At 38.9% G+C, this 23,850-nt stretch carries 21 protein-coding genes and 1 tRNA gene; 9 read left to right on the top strand and 13 right to left on the bottom strand.

The genetic code is table 11. The features are described 5' to 3' along the window. The first annotated feature begins 17 nt into the window (after window positions 1-17). The 9 genes from P0077_RS13040 (at window position 18) to P0077_RS13000 (ending at window position 8,962) form a co-directional block, all read left to right on the top strand. Complete coding sequence (locus P0077_RS13040) at window positions 18-839, top strand: alpha/beta hydrolase (protein WP_276165668.1); 822 nt, start codon at window positions 18-20, stop codon at window positions 837-839. Window positions 840-969: 130 nt separating this feature from the next. Further along, window positions 970-1,551 (top strand): DJ-1/PfpI family protein, encoded by a 582-nt coding sequence (locus P0077_RS13035; protein WP_276165667.1) that lies wholly within the window; start codon window positions 970-972, stop codon window positions 1,549-1,551. 170 nt (window positions 1,552-1,721) lie between these two features. After that, entirely contained in the window at window positions 1,722-3,053 is a 1,332-nt protein-coding gene (locus P0077_RS13030; RefSeq protein WP_276165666.1) for a cytochrome ubiquinol oxidase subunit I, read from the top strand. A 3-nt stretch (window positions 3,054-3,056) separates the two neighbouring features. Continuing rightward, window positions 3,057-4,130 (top strand): cytochrome d ubiquinol oxidase subunit II, encoded by a 1,074-nt coding sequence (gene cydB, locus P0077_RS13025; protein WP_276165665.1) that lies wholly within the window; start codon window positions 3,057-3,059, stop codon window positions 4,128-4,130. 11 nt (window positions 4,131-4,141) lie between these two features. Then, window positions 4,142-4,444, top strand: coding sequence for a hypothetical protein (locus tag P0077_RS13020; protein WP_276165664.1), 303 nt, complete (start codon window positions 4,142-4,144; stop codon window positions 4,442-4,444). A 270-nt stretch (window positions 4,445-4,714) separates the two neighbouring features. Continuing rightward, on the top strand, window positions 4,715-5,674 hold the full coding sequence (locus P0077_RS13015) for an MBL fold metallo-hydrolase (protein ID WP_276165663.1): 960 nt from the start codon (window positions 4,715-4,717) through the stop codon (window positions 5,672-5,674). A 52-nt stretch (window positions 5,675-5,726) separates the two neighbouring features. Then, window positions 5,727-7,181, top strand: a complete 1,455-nt coding sequence (locus P0077_RS13010) for a nuclear transport factor 2 family protein (protein WP_276165662.1) — start codon at window positions 5,727-5,729, stop codon at window positions 7,179-7,181. 74 nt (window positions 7,182-7,255) lie between these two features. Next, window positions 7,256-7,882 carry an O-methyltransferase gene (locus tag P0077_RS13005; protein WP_276165661.1) on the top strand — a complete coding sequence of 209 codons (627 nt, stop codon included), beginning with the start codon at window positions 7,256-7,258 and terminating at the stop codon, window positions 7,880-7,882. A 117-nt stretch (window positions 7,883-7,999) separates the two neighbouring features. Beyond that, entirely contained in the window at window positions 8,000-8,962 is a 963-nt protein-coding gene (locus tag P0077_RS13000; protein ID WP_276165660.1) for a tRNA dihydrouridine synthase, read from the top strand. A 114-nt stretch (window positions 8,963-9,076) separates the two neighbouring features. Here P0077_RS13000 and P0077_RS12995 read toward each other — a convergent pair. From P0077_RS12995 to P0077_RS12935, 13 genes are all read right to left on the bottom strand, one after another. Further along, window positions 9,077-9,150, bottom strand: a tRNA-Arg gene (locus tag P0077_RS12995). A gap of 4 nt (window positions 9,151-9,154) precedes the next feature. Then, on the bottom strand, window positions 9,155-9,601 hold the full coding sequence (locus tag P0077_RS12990; protein WP_276165659.1) for a GatB/YqeY domain-containing protein: 447 nt from the start codon (window positions 9,599-9,601) through the stop codon (window positions 9,155-9,157). A 99-nt stretch (window positions 9,602-9,700) separates the two neighbouring features. Next, entirely contained in the window at window positions 9,701-11,668 is a 1,968-nt protein-coding gene (gene ftsZ / locus P0077_RS12985; protein ID WP_276165658.1) for a cell division protein FtsZ, read from the bottom strand. Between the two features lie 35 nt (window positions 11,669-11,703). Next, on the bottom strand, window positions 11,704-13,047 hold the full coding sequence (ftsA, locus tag P0077_RS12980) for a cell division protein FtsA (RefSeq protein WP_276165657.1): 1,344 nt from the start codon (window positions 13,045-13,047) through the stop codon (window positions 11,704-11,706). 3 nt (window positions 13,048-13,050) lie between these two features. Continuing rightward, window positions 13,051-13,770 carry a cell division protein FtsQ/DivIB gene (locus tag P0077_RS12975; protein WP_276165656.1) on the bottom strand — a complete coding sequence of 240 codons (720 nt, stop codon included), beginning with the start codon at window positions 13,768-13,770 and terminating at the stop codon, window positions 13,051-13,053. After that, window positions 13,760-15,112 carry a UDP-N-acetylmuramate--L-alanine ligase gene (murC, locus tag P0077_RS12970; protein ID WP_276165655.1) on the bottom strand — a complete coding sequence of 451 codons (1,353 nt, stop codon included), beginning with the start codon at window positions 15,110-15,112 and terminating at the stop codon, window positions 13,760-13,762. The genes P0077_RS12975 and murC overlap by 11 nt, the downstream gene beginning before the upstream one ends. A gap of 20 nt (window positions 15,113-15,132) precedes the next feature. Further along, window positions 15,133-16,236: an undecaprenyldiphospho-muramoylpentapeptide beta-N-acetylglucosaminyltransferase gene (gene murG / locus P0077_RS12965; protein ID WP_276165654.1), complete on the bottom strand. Its 1,104-nt coding sequence runs from the start codon at window positions 16,234-16,236 to the stop codon at window positions 15,133-15,135. Beyond that, window positions 16,223-17,422, bottom strand: coding sequence for an FtsW/RodA/SpoVE family cell cycle protein (locus P0077_RS12960; protein ID WP_276165653.1), 1,200 nt, complete (start codon window positions 17,420-17,422; stop codon window positions 16,223-16,225). Before P0077_RS12960 ends, murG begins: the two co-directional genes overlap by 14 nt. Before the next feature lie 12 nt (window positions 17,423-17,434). Next, a complete protein-coding gene (murD, locus tag P0077_RS12955; RefSeq protein ID WP_276165652.1) occupies window positions 17,435-18,769 on the bottom strand; it encodes a UDP-N-acetylmuramoyl-L-alanine--D-glutamate ligase in 1,335 nt (444 codons plus the stop codon). 1 nt (window position 18,770) lies between these two features. After that, window positions 18,771-19,991: a phospho-N-acetylmuramoyl-pentapeptide-transferase gene (mraY, locus tag P0077_RS12950; protein ID WP_276165651.1), complete on the bottom strand. Its 1,221-nt coding sequence runs from the start codon at window positions 19,989-19,991 to the stop codon at window positions 18,771-18,773. Window positions 19,992-20,028: 37 nt separating this feature from the next. Continuing rightward, window positions 20,029-21,492, bottom strand: a complete 1,464-nt coding sequence (locus tag P0077_RS12945) for a UDP-N-acetylmuramoyl-L-alanyl-D-glutamate--2,6-diaminopimelate ligase (protein WP_276165650.1) — start codon at window positions 21,490-21,492, stop codon at window positions 20,029-20,031. Next, window positions 21,489-23,495, bottom strand: a complete 2,007-nt coding sequence (locus P0077_RS12940) for a penicillin-binding protein (protein WP_276165649.1) — start codon at window positions 23,493-23,495, stop codon at window positions 21,489-21,491. Before P0077_RS12940 ends, P0077_RS12945 begins: the two co-directional genes overlap by 4 nt. Beyond that, window positions 23,495-23,821: an FtsL-like putative cell division protein gene (locus P0077_RS12935; protein ID WP_194526174.1), complete on the bottom strand. Its 327-nt coding sequence runs from the start codon at window positions 23,819-23,821 to the stop codon at window positions 23,495-23,497. Before P0077_RS12935 ends, P0077_RS12940 begins: the two co-directional genes overlap by 1 nt. Window positions 23,822-23,850 lie beyond the last annotated feature (29 nt).

Raw genomic sequence — 23,850 nt, 5'->3', positions numbered from 1 at the left:
AAACAGAAGAACAGCAAATGAAAAATTTATTCATATTCGGGATTCTCTTACTATCAAATTCGATTTTTGGGCAGGAGAAGCTTGACCCTGACAAATATTATGCAAAGTCTAAAACCGTATTTATAGAATCGAAAATCTATGCAGAAAAAAGAGAGTTGGAAATTTTTATTCCTGACGAATATGTATGGGAAAAAGAAAAAGAATTCAAGGTGCTATACCTTTTCGACGCTCAAAACACACGGATTTTTAATTATATAAGCGGAAATGTTGAATTTCTATCAATGAATATTATAGAACCCGTAATAATTGTAGGAGTTGTAACGGAAGACAGATGGGATGAGTTTTTACCACCAAACAATCACAAAGAAACATTGGAAATATACGAACCGCCAATGGGTCATGCTGACATGTTGGTTGAACACATCCAAAAAGAAATAGAACCGTATCTGAAAAAAAATTACCGCGTGCAGGACTACCGTCTAGCAATTGGTCATTCTTTGGGAGCTACCTTTGTAACCTATGCCGCAATGAAAACGGACAAGTTGTTCAATTATAACATACTCTTGAGCCCCAATTATAGTTATGACAAAAAACAGTTTGTGGACAGATTTAAAGAGTTTTTAAAAACAGATTTAACCATAAACAAGGAATTCTACTTTGTAAATGGATATGGAGATAAATATGAAAAAGAATTTGATGAACCTTTACGAGAAGTGATCAAGGCTTTTGAAAGCTCCAACAATGAAAAAGTAAAGTGGAACTATAAAAAACTGGACATCGATAATCACGGACTAATCTGGCTGGGAGTTTATAATGGGCTATTGAACTGGAGAAAATAACAACTCCCAACCCGGCAGATAGATCCAACTTTAACTATCATTCCACTTAAGCTATTGAATTTAGCTAAACACCTTATCTTCAACCATAAAAACAAGCACCAAGATAAATAGTTGGCTATACCACGAATAAATGAAAATCGCATATATACTCTTTGACGAAATAACTCTTTTGGACTTTATTGGCTTTTATGACCCCATAAAAAATATAAAGACCAAAGGGTTAATGGAAAATTTAAACTGGGATTTGTGTGCCACTAAAAAATCGATAAAGGATAGCTTTGGAATGGAAATTATCGTCGATAAAATTAAACCTCATTTATCCGATTATGATATGATAGTTGTACCTGGCGGATATGGGACAAGAGAACTACAATACAATACGGAGTTCATTGAATGGCTGAGAACTGGAGAAAATGCCCACTATATAATTTCAATTTGCACAGGTAGTTTATTAATTGGGGCCGCTGGATTTTTGGAAAACAAAATTGCCACGACCAACTTTAATGAATACAAATCATTGAAAAAGTACTGCGGCAAAGTTGCTCAAGTAAGAATTGTTGACGACAATAACACCATAACAGCCGGAGCAGTTGCATCCTCTTTAGATTTGGGATTATACGTTACTGAAAAACTAATTGGAAAAGAGAAAACAGAAGAAATACGAATTGGAATGGACTATCATCCAGAAAAATTTGAAATAGTAACCGTATAGGTTTTAAGTCTTAAGACCTATACTTAAATTTTCAGCTGTAGCCTTATTTCTCCGGTTGTTACCAAATTCACAAAATAACTGTTAATGTTCTTTTTACGAAGATATTGTGTACCAAAAGTTACCCTGCTATTTAGCTAGATAGGTTATTTTTGCATACACAATCCTCTCTTATGGAAGACATGATTTTTTATGATAGACTGCAGTTTGCTTTTACTATCACTTTCCACTATATATTTCCCCAATTAACGATGGGACTATCGTTAATGATAGTCTATTTTAAATACAGATACCTCAGAAACAAAATTGAAAAGTACAATGATGCCGCAAAATTTTTCATGAAAATTTTTGCCATTAATTTTACTATGGGCGTTGTTACGGGAATTCCTTTGGAGTTTCAATTTGGCACCAATTGGGCTAAATTTTCAGAGCTAACAGGGGGCATAATAGGCCAGACTTTGGCCATGGAAGGAATGTTCTCTTTCTTCTTGGAGTCTTCTTTTTTAGCCCTATTTATTTTTGGCGAAAAATTAATGGGACAAAAACTACATCTCTTAACCGGTTTCCTTGTATTCTTAGGCTCTTGGGCCAGCGGTTGGTTTATTTTGGCAACCAATGCCTGGATGCAGCATCCCGTAGGGTATGAAATACTGGATAACGGCAAATTTGTATTACAAAACTTCTCGGCTTTATTCAGTAATCCTTGGCTTTTACCGGCTTTTTTACATAATCAGTTAGCCTCTGTTGTCACTTCTTCTTTTGTGGTAGCCAGTATAGGTGCTTTCTATATTCTAAGAAATAAGCAAACGGAGTACGGTCAATTGTTTTTAAAAACCGGAGTGATTTTTGGTTTGGTTTCTAGCATTTTAGTGGCTTTCCCTACGGGAGATTGGAATGCAAAAAATGTGGCAAAATACCAACCTGCTGCCTTTGCCGCCATGGAAGGAATTTTTGAAACCGAAGAAGCCGGAGCAGAAATTATACTCATTGGACAACCCAATATGGTAGAAAAGAAGTTGGACAATAAAATTGCCGTTCCAAACATCCTTAGTTTTTTAACCCATCAAGAATGGGATAGGCAAATTCCCGGCATGGACCAATTTAAACAAGAGGAGTTACCGGACAATATTCCTGCCCTATATTATTCCTATCATATAATGGTTGGCCTAGGCACAATTTTTATAGGCTTAATGCTCTTGGCCACCTTTCTTTTATGGCGCAAAAAGCTATACACTTCAACGTCCATACTTTGGGCAATTATGTTTATAGTTCCTTTTCCGTACATTGCCAACCTTACCGGTTGGTATACGGCAGAACTAGGTAGACAACCCTATTTGGTGTACGGCCTTTTAAGGACTACGGAAGGGGTTTCTCCTTCTGTTTCATCAGGTAACACCTTATTTACTTTACTAGGTTTTGTGGCGCTATATATGCTTTTGGGTCTATTATTTTTAGTATTAGTGGGCAAAACCATAAACGAAGGTCCAAAACACCAAACACATTAAATTATGGAAACATTTTGGTTCATAGCAATTAGCATCGTACTGGTAATATTTTTTATCCTGGACGGATATGATTTTGGTGCAGGAATCATTCATCTATTTTTTGCAAAAACTGAAAAAGACAAAGAGGTTATCACCAAATCCGCAGGTTTATTTTGGGATTCCAATGAAGTATGGCTGGTTGCGGCCGGAGGAATGTTATTTATGGCTTTCCCCACATTCTACGCATCGGTCTTTAGCGGTTTTTACTTACCATTGATTATTGTGCTGTGGCTAATTATTTTTAGAGCTATCGGGCTAGAATTAAGAGGTCAGTTTAAATTTCAAATGTGGAAGGATATCTGGGACAAATCTTTTGGTCTTTCCAGCTTATTGCTCGCCCTATTTTTTGGGATTGCTCTAGGCAACATTGTTAGAGGCGTAAATTTAGGTGGTGTGGAAAATGGAGAATCTGCCTATGAGGGCCATTATTTCTTCTTGCCCTTATGGGACAGTAGTTTCAGCCCGTTGAGCAAAACACCGGGAATCATAGATTGGTTTACCATTATCATAGGTTTAATTGCGGTAGTCACCTTAGCCATTCATGGCGCTAATTGGATTATCCTAAAAACAAACTCCTCTATAAATTCCTATTTAAAGAACATCATTTTTAAGTTGAATATTAGCCTTGCCGTACTTACCATAATTTCCTTAGCGGTATGGAATTCGGTCAACCCCAACTCATTCAACAACTTTGGCCACAAGCCCTATTTGCTAATATTCCCGTGTATTTATTTGGCAGGATTAATCGGACTTTTCTTTATTAAGAAATTAAAAAAGGACATTCACGCTTTTACATTATCCACCCTTTTGATAGTTGGCGGGATTACATCATCATTAGCTTCCCTGTTTCCGGTAGTTCTTCCTTCGGTGAACACTATCCATGAACCCTTAACCATATATAATACTTCTGCATCTGAATATGGCCTTACGGTAGCCATGAACTGGGCTTTTATTGGCTTCATACTTCTGGTAGTTTATGCCATTGTTCAAAAAAGATTGATGGCCGGAAAAATTGATCATATGGATTACGGCCATTAACATCCATTCATATGACAGATACCTTAATTTCACTCCTAAGTATATTGATCGGTATAATTGGGGCATATAGTACGGCAAGGATTTTTAAAAAATACTCCTTTGGCATTATAGGAAATACCATTGCTGGGGTATTTGGCAGCATTCTGTTCATAAAATCTTTTGGCCGGTTAGGCTTTAACCCACAATCTATCATGGAATTTGGGGAATTCCATCCTACCCTGTTTATTATAAATCTTGTTGTTTCGTTTTTAGGCGGAAGCCTTGCCATTATTTTAATTTCAAAACTGAAACACAAAATGAACAGGAGCAAGTAAAATACACAAGCAACTGCGAAACAACACATTAGTAATCCTTTTTTTTTTAAAAGTACAATACTTACTGAACCGTACTTTTCTGGCTTCTATTTAAAATAACAATGGGGCAAGACCGGTTATTTTTAAAGCGAAATAAAAAATCAATCTTCTCAGATTTTAGACCGTAAAATCACCTACTGGTTCCACATTTACCATTTTTACCATCATTTTGATAAAATTATAGCTTCGGACATACGTGACCTTTGCAGCAATAAATAATTTAAAACTAAAATGATGAAACACTTAAAATTAAACTTTTGGATTCTTGCGTTATTTACGGCGCTATTTATTTCGTGTAATGATGATGATGCCAGCGCTGAGCCTGATACTATAGAATTCGCTGCTGCACCTTCTAGTTCCTTAATTACGACTGGAACAGTAGACGTAATTACAGAAAACACAGTGCGGTACCATACTATTAATTTTACAGATGCCCCGTATACCGTAACAGTAGTAGAAACAGAAAACAATATTGTTATTGTAGATTTAGGTCCCGCTCCCGATTTTGCAGTGGAACTGGAAGCGTATGTGAACGCAATTAACAAACCCGGTGCGGTAATCATTACCCATAATCATGGTGATCACTATGGCGGAGCAGGTAACTTTACGGACTTAGACTTTTACGCCGAAAGCACTGTTGCCGATCAGTTAAATAATACGGATGACTTTACTGCCTTATACCCAAACGCTGTAACCGGTGTTAGCGGTAGCCAAACTATTGGTGATTTAGACTTCTCCTTTGACAAAGTTTCCAATGCCGAAACCGGAGAAAATGGATACATCTACAATGAAGAACACAAGGTTCTATTTTCTGGAGACCTCATATATAACCTAGCCCATATTTACCTAAGAGAGTACACTCCTAATGAAGGTGAGGATGAAGTAGACAACTGGATCGCAGGATTAAATGTATTGAAAACCAACTTTTCAGACTACAATCATGTATTTGTTGGCCATAACGGTTCGCGCTCGGATATAGCTTCTGCAATTGATGAGAATATAGAGTACTTAGAGAATGCCCAAGCCATCATTAAAGGCACCCAAACAATAACCGGAGGAGAAACTGCTACCACACATCAGCAGGTTATTGATGAGCTTCAGGTCCTTTACCCTACCTATAAAGAAGGAGGTCTTCTTCTATCTCTTCCAGATGCATTCTTTCCCGGAGACCCAGGCGCAGATTGGTTTTAATTTTTTATTAAAGTTCCCCCATTTTAATAATGAATAACTAAACACAATAATTATGAAAATTAAGTTAGTAGTACTCGCATTTATAGGTTTCCTCTTTTCTAGTTTCAAAAGTGAACAAAAAAGAATGGACACCGTGTTAGAGGTCACCAGTTTTAACCTAAAAACTACGGCAAGCGAACAAGAATTCAACAAGTTAGATGCTGAAGTTCAAAACAATTTCACCAGTGAACAACCAGGATTTATTAGACGCCAAAGTGGTGTTGACGAGAATGGTAAATATGTAGTAATCGTATACTGGAAATCGCTTACAGATGCCAAAGCTTCTATGGATAAATTTATGAAAGACCCCTCTGTTGCCACATATGCAGGAATGATAGAAGGTTCTACAATGAAAATGTCTCGTTTTACAATTTCGGATGAGTTTACGGCCCATAACAGCACGTTTACAGAAGTTATGACTTTTAACACAAATAAAGAAACCGACATAACCGCTTTCAACAAAATAAACAAAAAAGTAGAAACAGGGTTTACCAACAAGCAAAAAGGTTTTTTACAACGTATTACGGGCTCCAACGAGGTTGGAGAGCAAGTAGTGGTAGTATACTGGGATTCAAAGAAAAACTCTGATGCCGTACTAGTTGATTTCATGAATGCCCCTATAGCCAAAAGTTTTATGGGAATGATGGATCAATCCAGTATAGATATGATCCGATACCAGTCATTACAATCTTTAAAAAACGTAGAATTAACCAAGAAAGATAAAGTAGTTGCCTTGCTGAACAGCTTTAATACGGGAGACCAAACACCTATATCCTATATAAACCCAAATAAATACATTCAGCATAACTTAGGGGTTGCAGATGGTTTGCAAGGGTTTGGCGCTCTAATGCAAAATGCACCTAAAGGTGGTTTTAAAGCGGATATTAAACGTGCTTTTCAAGATGATAATTACGTTTTTACACAGACCAAGTATGACTTTTTCGGCCCAAAAGCAGGGTTCGATATTTTTCGTTTTGAAGATGACCTAATTGTAGAACATTGGGATAATTTATTACCAGTACAAAAACTCAATCCTAGCGGTAGAACTCAATTTGATGGAGCTACAGCACTCTCGGATTTAGATAAAACGGAAGCCAACAAAGCTGTGGTAAGAGGGTTCATTCAGAACGTATTACTCGATCATCAGATGGATCAAGTAGCTACCTATATTAACCCTAAAGAATATATTCAGCACAATCCCGCTGTAGCGGATGGTTTGGATGGTTTTGGAGCTGCAATGAAATCATTTGCTGAAAATGGATGGGTTATGGAGTACGATACTTTACATATGGTATTGGGCCAAGGAAACTTTGTGCTAAGCGTTAGCGAAGGTAAATTTGGCAAAGGAGATCCTACAGCATATTATGATTTATTCAGACTAGAAAACGGACTTATTGTGGAACATTGGGATGTTATCGCCCCCATTCCACCAGCAGCTGAATGGAAAAATGATAATGGTAAATTTTAATAAAAGATACTATTGATTAACCCAAAAAGGAATAGCAATACTATTGCTGTTCCTTTTTTTAATACCTACGTAATATGATTACAGCACAACAGAAACAAATAAAAATCACTTTAGATGAACTTTATACAGACGCCAAGAACGACCAGAGGAGATTAATGAAAAGTTTTGCGAAGAACATTTTCAGACCTATGCAGCCCGTAGATTTTAAAGATGTCTACCTCTCAATAACTAAACGACAAGGAGAAGAGTTAATTGAAATCATAAAAGAGAATAGGATAAAGAACGTAATAGAGTTTGGAACTTCTTTTGGTATATCTACATTGTTTTTGGCACATGGTGTCATAGAAAATGAGGGTAAAATAATTACCACTGAACTGATTGAATCGAAAGCACAAAGAGCAATTGAAAATTTCAGAAATGCAGGTGTAGATAACCTAATTGAAGTTAGAGTTGGTAATGCCCTAGAAACCTTAGAAAACCACAACCAAAAGATAGACTTACTATTTTTAGATGGCTGGAAAAATTTATACCTCCCCTTGTTCCAGATGCTAGAACCTAACTTCCACAGCAAAACCTTAATTTATGTGGATAATGCAGACATGGCGGAATCCCAGGATTTTTTAAAAGAGATCAGCAAAGACAGTCACTATCAGTTTCAAAATAAATACCAAGGTAAAGTAGTTTTAATTACTAGGAAGTAGTGGCCAGCCTTAGCTAAGCAATGCTTTTTAAAATTGATATTAAGTCATCATCGGGGACCATTTAGACGACTAGACTAAGGTGATATTGCATTATCTTTATCGCTTTAAAACCTATTCATGTCCTATACCCTATTATCCTCTCCTTTACAAGGCTTTACAGATGCCACTTTTCGTAATGCCCAACAAAAATTCTTTGGAGGGATAGACACCTATTATGCACCATATATCCGGTTTAATAGAAAGATGATCATAAAGGGCTCCTACCAACGTGATCTGAATCCTGAGGTGAATACCAACTTAGAGCTTATACCACAGGTAATGACAGCGGACGTTGAGCATTTTTTATTTGTCATTAAGTACATTCAGTCTTTAGGGTATAAAGAACTGAACTGGAACTTAGGCTGCCCCTACCCGATGGTCACCAATAGCGGAATGGGCTCTGGGCTTATATGCAACGCCGAAAAAATAGACCACATTTTAGACCGCGCCCATAGCGAAACCAATGTTACCATTTCTATGAAAATGCGTTTGGGGTATGAGAATAGCTCGGAAATATTAGATGCTTTTGCCATACTTGACAAGTACCCGCTTAAAAATATTGCCATTCATGCACGTTTGGGAAAGCAATTATACAAAGGAGGTGTTGATCTAGAGGCTTTTCAGAAGTGTATAGATGTGGCCAAACATACCTTATACTATAACGGCGATATAACTACAGTAGCGCAGTTTAAAGCTATGCGCGAACGTTTTCCTTCCATTGAGCACTTTATGATTGGCCGTGGTCTTATAGCCGACCCATTTTTACCGAGTATGATAAAAGCCGATACCACAGAATACCCTGTGAAACGATGGGATATTTTTAGGGAGTTTCACGATACGATATATCAGCAGTATGATGCCGTACTCTCTGGCCCCACACCAATAAAAATGAAGATGCTCGGGTTTTGGGAGTTTTTCTCCCAGTCTACACATAACCCCCAGAAAGTATACAAAGCCATTAAGAAAGCAGGGAACCCAATGAAATACCGTCAAGCTGTTGGTGAAATTATGGCGGCTCAGAAACGCAATGTTACTAGATAAAGTACATTCAAGTATTTTATTTAAGTGCCAACTTACCCTATTCTAAACCGGCACACTCCTTAAAAAAGAAAAAGCTCTCTAAACCTAATGTTTAAAGAGCTTTGGATAAAATTGTGACCCCGGCAGGATTCAAACCTGCAACCCTCAGAGCCGAAATCTGATGCGCTATTCAGTTGCGCCACGAGGCCAATTTTATGCTAACTTTTTCTTTACTATGGCAGAAATGGTTTTCCCATCTGCTTGTCCGGCCAATTCTTTGGATACCACACCCATAACCTTGCCCATATCTTTCATTCCTGATGCTCCAGTAGCATCTATAGTCTGTACGACTACTTTTTCTATTTCTTCTTCTGTAAGCTGTTCCGGTAAAAACTGTTCAAGAACTGCTATCTGAGCCAATTCTGGCTCCGCAAGATCTTCTCTACCTTGATCTTTAAATATGGTAGCACTGTCTTTACGTTGCTTTACAAGCTTCTGAACCAGTTGAATCTCATCATCTTCGGTCAATTCTTCATCCGTTCCACTAGTCTGTGCCATAAGCAGGGCAGATTTAATGGCGCGAAGCGATTCCAAAGCAACCGTATCCTTTGCTTTCATTGCCGCTTTCATCTGCTCCATTACCTTTTGTTGTAAGCCCATGCCTTTTTTATTTAGGACTGCGAAGATAAAAAATAAACCCGAAAAAAAATTAATTTTTTCGGGTTTAAACTTGAGTTAGTTAAGTTTACTTTAAAATCTTTAATCTACATTATCGTGTAGAAAAGAATTGTTGGAACGCAACCTGATTTCGTCGTTACTATCCTCTCCTAACGTAGTTCTTGAAACCTTGCTTTCTTCTCTTCTGGCATCACTTAAATCAATACCTTGACGCTTGTAAGCGGGTTCCTTTTCAATTTCGTCAATGCTGCTTACGCTATTCTGAAATTTATAGTTAAAGTCTTTTAATTTTCTTCTTCTCTCGTCCGCTCTTTCCTTTAACAGTTCGTCTATAGGACTGTTCATAGGGTCTATCTCCGTAGGTGCATCATTTTGTGGAACTTCAACACGCTTCACTTCCATTTTAGGTTCTTCCCTAGCCATAGGCTGTGGTTTCGGTTGTGGTTTTGGAGCCGGATTCGGTTTTGGAGCAGGCTTAGCATTTGTCAGCTCATCCTCAACTTCCATATAATCATCAAGGCTATACCGTTTCTCACCTTCTTCATTATATTCCATAACGGGAACAACCTCAACGGGATTCGTAACATCAATATCCTTAACGTCCTCGTCCAGACTAAAAGTAATTACGTTGTCTTGCTCTTCTTCAACTTCTTCCTTCTTAGCAAAAGGCATATCAAAACTCATGGTAATTTGCTCCTCTTTTAACGCGTCATAGGACACGGTCATAGGATCAACAACCTCTATATCATTAATGGCATCTTGTGCATTTACGATTACAAAATCGTCTTCTGAGGTACTCACCTTAGCTACTTCTTCTATTACTTCTTCGTAAAATACATTGAAGTTTTTGATATAGCTGGTGGTCTCGATTAAATCCATACCCGGCTCTTCTTGCACATCTTCCTCAAGGGTGTGTTTAATTACCGGTGGTTCTTCCTTTACTTTTTCAATTGGCAATTGATGAACTACATTTTTCCTTGCCATTAAATCATGCTGAGCGCGTTGCTCATCTTCCAACGTATGTATGATTTTTTTTGTCTCGGTATTTACGATCTCATCTTGTTGGTCAACATCAAAACCCGTAGCAATAATTGTTACGGCAATAGCTTCGCCTAAATCCTCGTCTTCACCTACACCCATAATGATGTTGGCTCCATGACCTGCTTCCACTTGAATATAATCATTGATCTCACCTATCTCATCAATAGTAATTTCTTGAGAACCGGAAACGATAAGTAATAGAACGTTCTTAGCTCCACTAATCTTATTATCGTTCAACAATGGAGAATCCAATGCCTTTGTAATAGCTTCATGTGCTCTTGCCGAACCTGTTGCCTGCGCAGAACCCATTATGGCCGTACCGCTATTAGAAAGTACTGTTTTAGCATCTCTAAGGTCAATATTCTGAGTATAGTGGTGTGTAATTACTTCCGCAATACCTCTAGCTGCGGTAGATAAAACTTCATCCGCTTTAGAGAAACCTGCTTTAAAGCCTAGGTTACCATATACTTCACGAAGCTTGTTGTTATTTATAACAATTAATGAATCTACATTAGCACGTAATTTTTCAATACCTATACGCGCTTGCTCGCAACGCATTTTACCTTCAAACTCAAAAGGCATGGTAACAATGCCCACGGTAAGCACGTCCAATTCTTTTGCTTGTTTTGCGATAACAGGAGCAGCACCAGTACCGGTACCACCACCCATACCAGCGGTAATAAATATCATTTTGGTAGTAGTGGCCAACATCTGTTTGATCTCCTCCATACTCTCCAAAGCGGCCTGTTCACCTACCTCAGGGTTGGCACCAGCACCCAATCCTTCTGTTAATGAAACCCCTAATTGTATTTTTGTAGGCACAGAACTATTGTTCAATGCTTGTGAATCTGTATTACATATTACAAAATCCACTCCGTTGATTCCGGATTGAAACATGTGGTTGATTGCGTTGCTACCACCGCCTCCTACGCCGATTACTTTAATTACATTGCTTTGATTCTTTGGAAGATCAAAGGATATTCCATCAAATTCCGTGTTGTTGTTCATAGTGTATTTTATTACTGGTTAATGTGTGTCATACTTTACTCGGCATTATCTAAAAAGTCTTTCAACTTTTCGGACCATTTGTCAAACACCGTTTTGCGTTCTTTTTGAACTTTTGCCGTGGCCTGTTGTTGCTGATGTTCCTCTTCTTCATGCCCTGCCATAACAAGTTCTCCCTCGTCTACAGGCTCTTCTTTAACTTCAACAACTTTACCTTTCTTTTCATTTGCTACCGCATTCATCAATAGACCCACTGCCGTAGCATATAAAGGACTGGCGATTTCGGCATCTGAATCGCCCGCCAAATGTTCATTAGGGTACCCAATACGTGTATCCATACCCGTAATGTATTCCACTAATTGCTTTAAGTGCTTCAACTGGCTTCCACCACCTGTAAGTACAATACCTGCAATCAGTTTCTTTTTTTGTTCATCATGTCCGTAATTCTTGATTTCCGTATAGACTTGCTCTACGATTTCAACCACACGTGCATGAATTATTTTTGATAGGTTTTTAAGGGTAATCTCTTTTGGCTCCCTACCTCGTAAACCGGGTATAGAAACTATTTCATTATCCTTATTTTCTCCTGGCCAAGCAGAACCGAACCTTACCTTTAAAAGTTCTGCCTGCTTTTCAATAATAGAACATCCTTCCTTAATGTCTTCGGTAATAACTCCACCACCAAAAGGAATTACTGCCGTGTGCCTTATGATACCATCTTTAAAAATGGCCAAATCGGTCGTACCACCGCCTATGTCTATCAATGCCACACCTGCCTCTTTTTCTTCCTTGCTCAAAACCGCATCAGAAGAAGCCAAAGGTTCCAATGTTATATTACCTAAATCCAGACCGGCGCTTTTAATACACCTACCTACATTTTTGATTGAAGAGACCTGCCCAACAACCACATGAAAATTAGCTTCCAAACGACCACCGTACATACCGATCGGCTCCTTAATTTCGGCTTGCCCATCTACTTTGTATTCCTGTGGAAGTACGTGAATGATCTCTTCACCTGGAAGCATCACCAATTTGTACACTTGATTACACAGCTTATCCAAATCGTCATCATTGATAACTTCTTCAGAATCCGCTCTGGTGATATAATCGCTATGGTGCAGACTTCTTATGTGCTGCCCAGCAATACCCACAACGACAGAACCGATTTTCAAACCTGAATTAAGTTCAGCTTCTTCTACCGCTTGTTGTATGGACTGTATGGTTTGCGTAATGTTATTTACAACACCACGGTGCACCCCTAAACTTTTAGATTTACCGATGCCTAAAACCTCAATCTTACCGTACTCGTTTTTCTTACCGATTATGGCTACGATTTTGGTTGTTCCAATGTCCAATCCTACCGAATAATTACCTACTTCCATAACTTAAATTTTGGTGCACACTACTTGATTGTCAAACTCTAAACTAACAACATCATAGTGTTGCAGAGTTTTGTCTTTATTTGCTTTGGCGTAAAATGCCTTGAAATTGCTAAACTTTTCTTTCAATTGCTCTACATCTCCCAAATTGACAACAAACTCTTCGGTTCGAAAACGAAGCTGGTACTTCTCTTCATTTTCGATATGTAACCCTATGATGTTTTTCTTTAAAAACTCGTCCGTATTGATATAATTCAAAATTTCATAGACATCCGCTAGACCATTGTCCGTTATTTGACCCGTAATTATAGGTACGCGTGCTGAATAACTATTTGACAAAGGCATCTGTTTTCCGTCCTCGTCAAGATAAAATTTTGAATCCCCTTCTATACGTCCGATTGGAGTGCGCTGAACAACTTTCGACGCTAATTTACCGTTTACAGTAAGAAAAACTTGGGCACTTTTTACCATTTTGTTGGCCTCAATGACCTTCTCCATGTTATTCAAAGCTAATTTTTCTTTGGGCACGTTTTCAAGGCTGCCGAATTTTTGTATTAACAATTTATTAACCGCGCCTTCCGTAATGAATAAATTCTGATTTTCTACAAATTCTATAGCAATGCCCTTAACATTTTTCTGAGCTCTTCTTTGATTAGAAAATGCAAAAAGCCCTGTTATTACAACGATTAGAGCCAATAGCTTTATGTAGTTATAATTAATACGCATCTTGCAATTCTTTTGTAATCTTAGTTACCTCTAAACCTATATCGCCAGCACCCATGGTAATAAGCACTTGCGGATTTTGTTCTTTTATCTCGTTTATTAATTTGGATTTCTGAATTGTTTTTACCAAGGTATTCTCCATTTTACCCAACAACCATTCCGAAGTTATACCTTCAATTGGTTTTTCTCTTGCAGGGTATATATCCAACAACAGCACACTGTCAAATTGGGAAAGACTTTTCGCAAATTCATCCCCAAAATCCCGAGTTCTCGAAAATAAATGAGGTTGAAAAATGGCTACTGTTTTTTTATTCGGATGCATTTCCGTTACCGCATCATATACCGCATTTATCTCTGTAGGATGATGCGCATAATCATCTATAAAAACAAAATCTTTCGTCTTTATTTTATATGAAAATCGTCTCTGCACGCCTTTAAAGGTAGCCAATGCATTTGCCAATTTCTCCGCAGAAACTCCGGTATGTAATGCCATGGCAAAAGCCACAAGACCATTCAATAAATTATGTCTTCCGGGTTTATTGAATCTTATATCTACCAACGTTGCATCTGGCATGACCAAATCAAAAATGTAACTCCCGTTTTCTATTTTAAGATTAGTGATGCAGTAATCCGCACCATCATCTATACCATATGTAATTCCCTCCAAAGGCAAACCTTTACGAACGAAAATAGCTCCCTCTGGCGCCACTTTATCAGCAAACTCTAAAAACGACTTCTGTAATTCTTCCGGATTACCATAAATATCAAGGTGGTCCGCATCCATAGAAGTAATACAGGCAACATTAGGAAACAATCTTAAAAACGATCGATCAAACTCATCTGCTTCTACCACGGAAAAATCAGTTCCCTCAAAAACAAAATTACTATTGAAATCCTCTGAAATTCCACCTAAAAATCCGGTAAAACTTACCCCTGTTTCTTTTAAAAGATGCGCCAAAATACTGGTCGTGGTAGTTTTACCATGGGTACCCGCAACGGCCAAACAGAAACTACCTTTGGTAATCAACCCTAAAACCTCTGAGCGCTTCTTAATCTCGAAGCCATTAATTAAAAAGTATTGATACTCTTCATGCTCCACCGAAACTGCCGGAGTATATACTATTAGCGTATTTTCTTTGTTCTTAAATCCATCAGCAACCACATTTATATCGTCCTCGTAATGAATATCAATTCCTAAACCAGACAGTTCTTCCGTAAGTGGCGTTTGAGTTTTATCGTAACCGGCAACATTCTTTCCTTCGAACTTAAAATAACGCGCCAAAGCAGACATACCAATGCCTCCAATGCCAATAAAATATACGTTATGTATGCGTTTTAAGTCCATTTCTACCAATTCTCATGCCCTTATTTACTGGTGGCATTCCCAATTAATTTTTCTATTTCGTCCACAATGTCTTTTGTAGCGTTTGGCAAAGCCAATTGTTTAATATTCTCAGCCAAGCTTTGTCTTTTACTATCATCTTCAAAAAGGGCGGTAAAGACTTCTTGAAATTTTGCATCCAACTCACTTTCTTTCAACAGTATTGCTGCATTCTCATTTGCCAATGCCCTTGCATTTTTTGTTTGATGATCCTCTGCCACATTAGGCGATGGCACAAATATTACCGGCTTTCCCACAATACAAAGCTCGGAAACCGAACCTGCACCTGCACGTGATATAATCATATCAGAAGCCGCATAGGCATAATCCATCCTATTCATAAAGTCCAGCACTTTAACCGTGTCTGAATTGAATTTTGTATACTCATCTATATACAGTTTTCCACACTGCCATATTAACTGAACCCCTAATTTTTCAAAAAGCTCAAGATTACTAGCAACCAACTGATTTATTCTTCTAGCCCCAAGGCTTCCTCCTAATATTAAAAGTGTTGGCACTCCGCTTTTCAATCCGAAGAAATCTAAAGCCTCATTTTTATCCGCCTTCATTTCAACCAAATCTCCACGAACGGGATTACCCGTTTTTACAATTTTATCCTTTGGAAAAAAGCGATCCATTTCATCATAGGCCACACAAATTTTAGCCACTCTATCCTTCAATAATTTATTGGTAATACCTGCATACGAATTCTGCTCTTGTAATACACAAGGCACACCCTTACCAGAGGCAACACGTAACATGGGACCACTGGCAAAGCCACCCGTACCTATTACGGCATCAGGTTTAAACTTTCGTACTATTTTACCAGCTTTCATTAAACTACTAATTACTTTAAAAGGAAACATTAAATTTTTAAGTGTCAGTTTCCGTTGCAACCCACTGATCCATAATCCTTCGATATCATAACCCGCCTGCGGCACTTTTTCCATCTCCATTCTGTCTTGGGCACCAACGAATAAAAATTGAGCATCAGGATGCCTTCTTTTCAATTCGTTCGCAATAGCAACCGCTGGGTAAATATGCCCACCTGTTCCTCCTCCGGATAATATGAATTTATAATTGCCCACTCAGTACTTCTAAAGGGTTAGTTTCATCTATATCTGCGGATGATTTTTCCGTACTTGTATTTTTATTGCTCACGCTTAAAATAATACCGATGGCCAAACAGGTCATCCAACTACTGGTACCACCACTACTGATTAAAGGCAGGGTTTGACCCGTTACCGGAAAAAGCTCTACCGCCACCGCCATGTTTATCAATGCCTGAAAAACTATTGGAAGCCCAACACCAAGTGCCACCAATTTCCCAAAAATAGTTCCGCTACCATTGGCAACGACCACAATTCTAAATAGTAGAAACATATAAAAGAACATCAAGGCAAAACCACCTACCAGTCCATATTCCTCTACAATTATGGCGTAAATAAAATCTGATGAACTCTGAGGCAAAAAGTTTTTCTGAATACTTTTTCCCGCTCCTTTACCCACAATACCACCCGTTGCAATAGCAATCTTGGCGCGTTCTATTTGGTAATCAGCTTCGGTATCTTCGGCATCTGCAAAATTCTCCACCCTACTGATCCAGGTATCAACACGGTTAGGGAATAAGCCAGGTATAGCCTTGGCCGTTAATATAAAAAAGGCCAAAATGAGTATACTCGCCCCTATAATTCCCATTAAATATTTTAAAGGATATCCACCTAAAAAACAAAGCAAAAGTACCATTGAAAAAATGATAGCCGCCGTTGAAAAGTTAGCTGGTAAAATAAGTGCCACGGTCAGAAATACCGGAAGCCATAATGGCAAAACACTCTCTTTAAAAGTGATATCCTTGTGGCGCACCTTACTTAAGTAACGTGCCACATAAATCATTAACACCACCGCAGCCAAGTTCGATGTCTGAAACGAAATACCTACCAGTGGGACACTGATCCACCTGCTGGCATTCGCACCATCTATCGTTGTTCCCTGCGCCAAGGTAAACACCAACAAAACCAAAACTATTGGCATTGCTATAAGCGACAAGCCTTTAAAGAAATGGGCGGGAATACGGTGAATACCGAAAATAATCCCAAAACCCAATGACAATAGCAACGCATGTTTTACCAAATACCCAAAGGTAGTTCCGTTACCAACTACATACACCAGATTACTACTGGCACTATATACCGGCAAGAACGAAAATAAGCCCAAGAGGGCCGCAATGGCCCAAATAGCTTTATCTCCTTTGATCTTTTCAAAAAATCCGTTCACCTTCTACCTTTCTTATAATGTTTTTACTGCTGCTTTAAACTGATCGCCACGGTCTTCATAGTTTTGAAATAAATCGAAACTTGCACATGCAGGCGATAATAAAACCGTATCACCACGCTCCGCTATTTTGTAAGCTACTTTTACAGCCTCTTCCATAGCGAAAGTTTCCACCATAAGATCCACTACATTGCCAAAAGCATCCTTTATTTTTTCGTTATCCAAGCCTAAACAAACTATGGCCTTTACTTTCTCGCGTACCAACGGCATCAATTCTTTGTAATCATTGCCTTTGTCCTGCCCACCAACAATCCACACTATAGGCGTTTTAACGCTGTCCAATGCATAAAACACAGAGTTTACGTTGGTTGCCTTAGAATCGTTTATGTATTGTACGTGGTGTATCTTCAGTACGTTTTCAAGTCTATGGGGTGCGCCCTGAAAATTAGCGATACTATCACGTATCGAAGCTTTACGAATGCCTACTAATTTTGCCGCAGTCATTGCCGCCATGCTATTTTTTAAATTGTGTTTTCCTTCTAATGCTAGTGTCTCTTTTGTCATTTCCAGTGTCTCGTTAGTTAAGTTCAATATTATTTTGTTGTTCTGTAAATAAGCCCCTTCTTCCAGTTCTCGCTCTATAGAAAAAGGCAGCAATTTTGATTTAATGGGGTGCTTTTTAAGCCACGCGACAATCACCGGATCATCTGCGTCATATATAAAAAAGTCATCTTCGGTCTGGTTCTGCGCAATGCGGAATTTTGAAGCGACGTAATTTTCAAATTTGTAATCGTACCGATCTAAATGATCCGGCGTAATGTTCGTTAGAATAGCTATGTGCGGTTTAAAATCTACAATACCATCTAACTGAAAACTGCTGATTTCCAAAACGTAGAAATCAAAATTGTTCTCTGCTACCATCTTGGCATAACTATCACCAATATTGCCCGCCATACCCACATTAACACCACCCTCTTTTAAAAGGTGATTTGCAATCATGGTGGTAGTAGTTTTTCCGTTACTTCCGGTAATTCCGATTATAGTAGCATCAGTATATTTTGACGCAAACTCAATTTCAGAAATAACAGGAATTCCTTTTTCATGTAATGCTTTTACCAAGGGAACCGTATCCGGTATTCCCGGGCTCTTCATTACCAAATCGGCATTTAGAATCTTTGCTTCCGTATGCTTTTCAGCTTCCCAATCAATATCAAAATGTTCAAGAACGTTTCTATACTTCTCTTTTATCTTTCCTCTATCGGATACAAAAACTTCGTATCCTTTTTGCTTTCCTAAAATAGCTGTTCCTACCCCACTTTCGCCTCCGCCTAAAATCACCAACCTCTTCATCTTATCTCACTTTGAGGGTAACAATGGTAATGACCGCCAACAGGATACCCACAATCCAAAATCGGGTTACGATCTTGCTTTCGTGGTAGCCTTTAACCTGGTAGTGGTGGTGGACAGGCGACATGAGAAAAACACGTTTACCCTCGCCAAATTTCTTTTTGGTGTACTTGAAATAGCCCACCTGTATCATTACCGATAATGACTCGGCAAAGAAGATTCCGCATAACACGGGAATCAATAGTTCTTTTCTAATTATAATGGCGATTACCGCGATAATTCCCCCTATAGTCAAACTCCCCGTATCTCCCATAAAAACCTGCGCTGGGAAAGCGTTGTACCAAAGAAAACCTACTAAAGCCCCTACGAATGCCGTTATAAAAACTACGAGTTCACCCGAATTGGGTATGAACATAATATCCAGGTAATCCGAAAAAATAACGTTACCCGAAACCCATGCAAAAATACCGAGTGTAAATACGATTATTGCCGATGTACCCGCCGCCAGACCATCAATACCATCCGTAAGGTTAGCTCCGTTAGAAACGGCAGTTACAATTAGAATTACAATAGGAATGAATATCAACCAAGCATAATCTCTTGCGCTTTCGCCGGCCCAGCCGATGAAATCACTATAATCCAACTCGTTATTCTTAAAAAACGGAACAGTAGTACGTACCGATTTAATCTCCTGCCCTTGAACATCCCGAACCTGAAGTTGCTCCGTTATAATTGTACTGGAATCCTCTCTCATGGTCACCCCTGGATGGAAGTACAACGTAGCACCCACACCAAGACCCAATACGACCTGACCCAATACTTTAAACCTTCCCTTAAGCCCTTCTTTATCCTTTTTGAATACTTTAATATAATCATCTGTAAAACCGATAAAGCCCATCCAAAGTGTGGTAACAATCAATAAGATGATGTAAATATTATCCAACTTGGCCAATAACAACACCGGAATTAAAGTAGCCATGATAATGATAAGACCACCCATAGTAGGCGTGCCCGCTTTTTGCTTCTGTCCTTCTAGCCCAAGGTCCCGAACGCTTTCCCCTATTTGTTTCTTCTGAAGAAAAAGAATAACACGTTTACCATACACCGTAGCGATCATTAACGAAAATAGAATAGCCATAGCCGCCCTAAAGGTGGTGAACTGAAATAAGCTCGCCCCTGGCAACTGGTACTGTTGTTCTAAATATTCGAATAGGTAGTATAGCATCTTTTAGCTTCTAGTCTTTATTTGTTGGTCTTTGTTGTTATTTATCCAAACTCTTTAAAACGTCTTGAACCATCTCAAAATCATCAAAATGGATACGCTTTCCGTTGGTCTCTTGATAGGTCTCATGACCTTTACCCGCAATGAGTATAATATCATCGGCATTCGCCAATTGACATGCCGTTTTTATAGCCTGTTCCCTATTTTCTATGGATAGGATTTTCTTTACGTTCTGCGGTTCCACACCTTCTTCCATCTCTGTAATTATGGTCGATGGCGATTCACTTCTTGGATTATCCGAAGTAAAAATTGCCTTGTTGCTCATTTCCGAAGCTATATGACCCATTACCGGACGCTTAGATCTGTCTCTATCGCCACCACACCCCACAACGGTGATGACGTTTTCATTTCCAGTTCTCAATGTGCTGATTGTTTCCAGAACATTTTTTAGCGCATCCGGCGTATGGGCATAATCCACTATGGCAGTAATCTTTTTACTAGATATATAATATTGGAAGCGACCGTCTACATTCTCCAGCTCACTTAACAATCGTAAGGTTTCCAAGGTCTCCATTCCCAGCAAATCCGCTGTAGCGAAAATGGCTAACATGTTATAGGCATTAAAATGCCCGATCAACCTGGACCACAATTCATGTTCGTTTATTTTTAAAAGCGTACCGTCAAATTGACTCTCCAAAACCTGTGCCCTGTAATCTGCATAGGTCCTGAGCGCATAACTGTATTTTTTGGCTTTTGTATTCTGAAGCATTACAGCCCCATTCTTATCGTCAATATTTGAAATCGCAAAAGCGCTTTTCGGCAATTGATCAAAAAGAATTTTCTTAGTATCCCTATACTCAGCAAATGTCTTATGGTAATCCAAATGATCATGAGAAAGGTTTGTAAAAATGGCACCTTCAAAGACCAAGCCTTGGGTTCTTTTTTGATGGATACCATGCGAACTCACTTCCATAAAACAAAACTCAACCCCAGCCTCGTTCATAAGGTATAGGTGTTTATTTATGGTCAATGCATCTGGCGTAGTATGGCTCGTGGCATGAACTTCTTCATCTACCATAATCTTAATAGTAGATAAAAGACCTACTTTATACCCAGCCTTTTTGAACAGTTGATACAACAAGCTAGAAATAGTGGTCTTGCCATTGGTTCCCGTAACACCAACCAATTTCAAATTTTTAGAAGGATTACTATAGAAGTTTGATGCCATTACGGCCAAAGCCGTATTACCATCTTTTACCTCAACATAGGTTACCCCATCTATCAATTGTTCCGGCAGTGTTTCACAAACTATTGCCTTTGCGCCAAGATCTATCGCTTTAGCAATGTATAAATGTCCATCTGTAACGGTGCCTTTAACAGCCACAAAGACATCGTCCATCTCAACTTTTCTAGAGTCAAAACAGATGTTATTCACCAACACGTTCGTTGAACCGATTACATCGGTCAGGCTTGCACCGAACAATATGTCTTTTAACAATTTCACGATAATTCTAGCGTAATTTTTTTAGCATCCTTTAAGTTGGTCCCTTGAGAAACGGACTGTCTTTTTACTTTTCCATTGCCCCTTACCTCTACTTCTATTCCTAAATTTTCAAGAATTGAAATAGCATCCATACCGCTCATACCCTTAACATTTGGCACTTGCTTGTAATTCTTTTGAGCTTCGGCATAATATCTTTGATACGATTTATCCAATCGTTGATCTTTTACCTTTTCCATATCTATCTCATCCACCAAAGGTGAAGTAGCGTATACTTTTTGGGCTACCGATTTAAACACTGGCCCCGAAACATCAGCTCCGTAATACCCCACACTCTTATCTGGCTCATGAATTACCACTATACAAGAGTACTTTGGGTTTTCCGCAGGAAAATAACCTGCAAAAGACGATATGTACCTTAACTTATCCGGATCCTTGGACACGTAATTCTTTTGTGCCGTTCCCGTTTTTCCTGCCATTGAAAAATTAGGAGAATACAGACCGTGACCGGTTCCGTATTTTTTCTCCACCACATTTTTCAATAATTGCTGAACCTTTGCCGCCGTTTCTTTTGAACAAACAGATTCATTAATTACCTCTTTCTCAAACTTCTCAATGGTACGGTCCCACTCCTTAACCTCTTTGATCAATCTTGGCTTTACCATCTCCCCGTCATTGGCGATAGCATTATAAAAAGTCAATACTTGCAAGGGAGTCATAGCCACCTCATATCCGTGAGACATCCACGCTAATGAAATACCGGACCAACCCTTATCCCCAGGAAACCTGATAACCGGCTCTCCCTCTCCTTTAATAGGAAGGTCAAGTTTTTTATTCAGGTTCATACTCATTAATCGGTTGACGAATTTTTCCGGATCATTCTTATAATTGTTATGGATCATTTTAGCAAAGGCCGTGTTTGAGGAAACCTCAAAAGCATGACCCGCAGAAATTTTACCGTAACCGCCCCATTTGGAATCTTTCACGGTTCTATCGTAAATTTTCCATCGTCCTTTTTCCGTATCAATTACTGTACTTGTATCAATTACTTTATCCTCAAGTGCAGCAACCAGCGACATTAACTTAAATGTAGACCCGGGCTCACTAGCCTCACCAACAGCGTAATTCAACCGCTCATAATACTTGCCCGCTTCCGTTCTACCCAAATTTGAAATAGCCTTTACCTCGCCCGTTTCAGTTTCCATAACTATAACAGTACCATGATCGGCCTTGTAATGTTCTAATTGCCCCAGCAAAGCGTGGTGGGCGATATCTTGAATATTAATATCGATGGTAGACACCAAATCATACCCATCTTTAGGCTCTACGATATTCTCCCACCCGATCGGCTTCCACTGGCCTTTGGCAATTTTTTGTTTTAAACGTTTTCCTTGAACTCCTCTTAAATATTCTCCATAAGCCCTTTCCAAACCTACGCCAGAGTAATATCCGTTCTCATCTACATTTTCATACCCTACGCTACGTTCCGCAATTTTACCCAACGGATGCTCCCTTACCGTTTTCTGTTCAATGATCAACCCGCCTTTATACGGACCTTTATTGAAAAGCGGAAAATCCTTTACCGTGATATATTCCGAATAATCCAAGTTTCTAGCGATCAACGCATACCGGTTCTTGTTCACTTTGGCCTTTCTCAACAACTTCTGATAATGTGAAGATGGTTTTCCCAGCATTTTTGAAAGCGAATTGGACAACGGAACAATGTTCTTTCTAAAATCTTCGTCACTGACCGTAACCGCATCAAAACGGATGGTATAACGCGATACCGAAGTAGCCAACAAACTACCGTCATCCGAATACAGGTTACCACGATTTGGAGCTATAGTGAACATCTTTTCAGTGCGCTCCATAGCCAAAGCCTTGTACTTTTCACCTTGCACGAACTGTATGTTCACCAACTTGAACAGTACCGCAACGGCAAACAAGAACATGAACGCCGTTACAACGTACAACCGGGTCAATATGCTTTTTTCGGTTACAGCCACTATTCCTCTTTCTTATTCGATTTTACTTTGATCTGTTTGGGCGGCACCTGCGAAGGAAACAACCCTTTTTCGGCAACAATTTGCATTACCGTAGATTCCAACTTTAACTGCTGTACATCTGAACGTGCGTCTACAAATTCATTACGAAGTTCTTTCACCTCTTCATTCAATGCCGCTATTTGATGCACCTTTTTATCGGCACTATGTGAGCTACCGATCATTACGGTAGCAAGAAAAGAAGTGAAAATGATGAACAGCCAGTTCTTAGGCGCATCATCGCTCACCAAAAACCTACCTTTAAGTATGTTCAACAATCCTTTTTTCATATTTTTCTTTTCCTTTTTCAACTTTCAAA

The sequence above is a fragment of the Zobellia alginiliquefaciens genome, from assembly GCF_029323795.1.
GTDB lineage: Bacteria > Bacteroidota > Bacteroidia > Flavobacteriales > Flavobacteriaceae > Zobellia > Zobellia alginiliquefaciens.
Note: the sequence above shows the minus strand (reverse complement) of the source record. Positions and strands in the feature narration are given on the sequence as shown.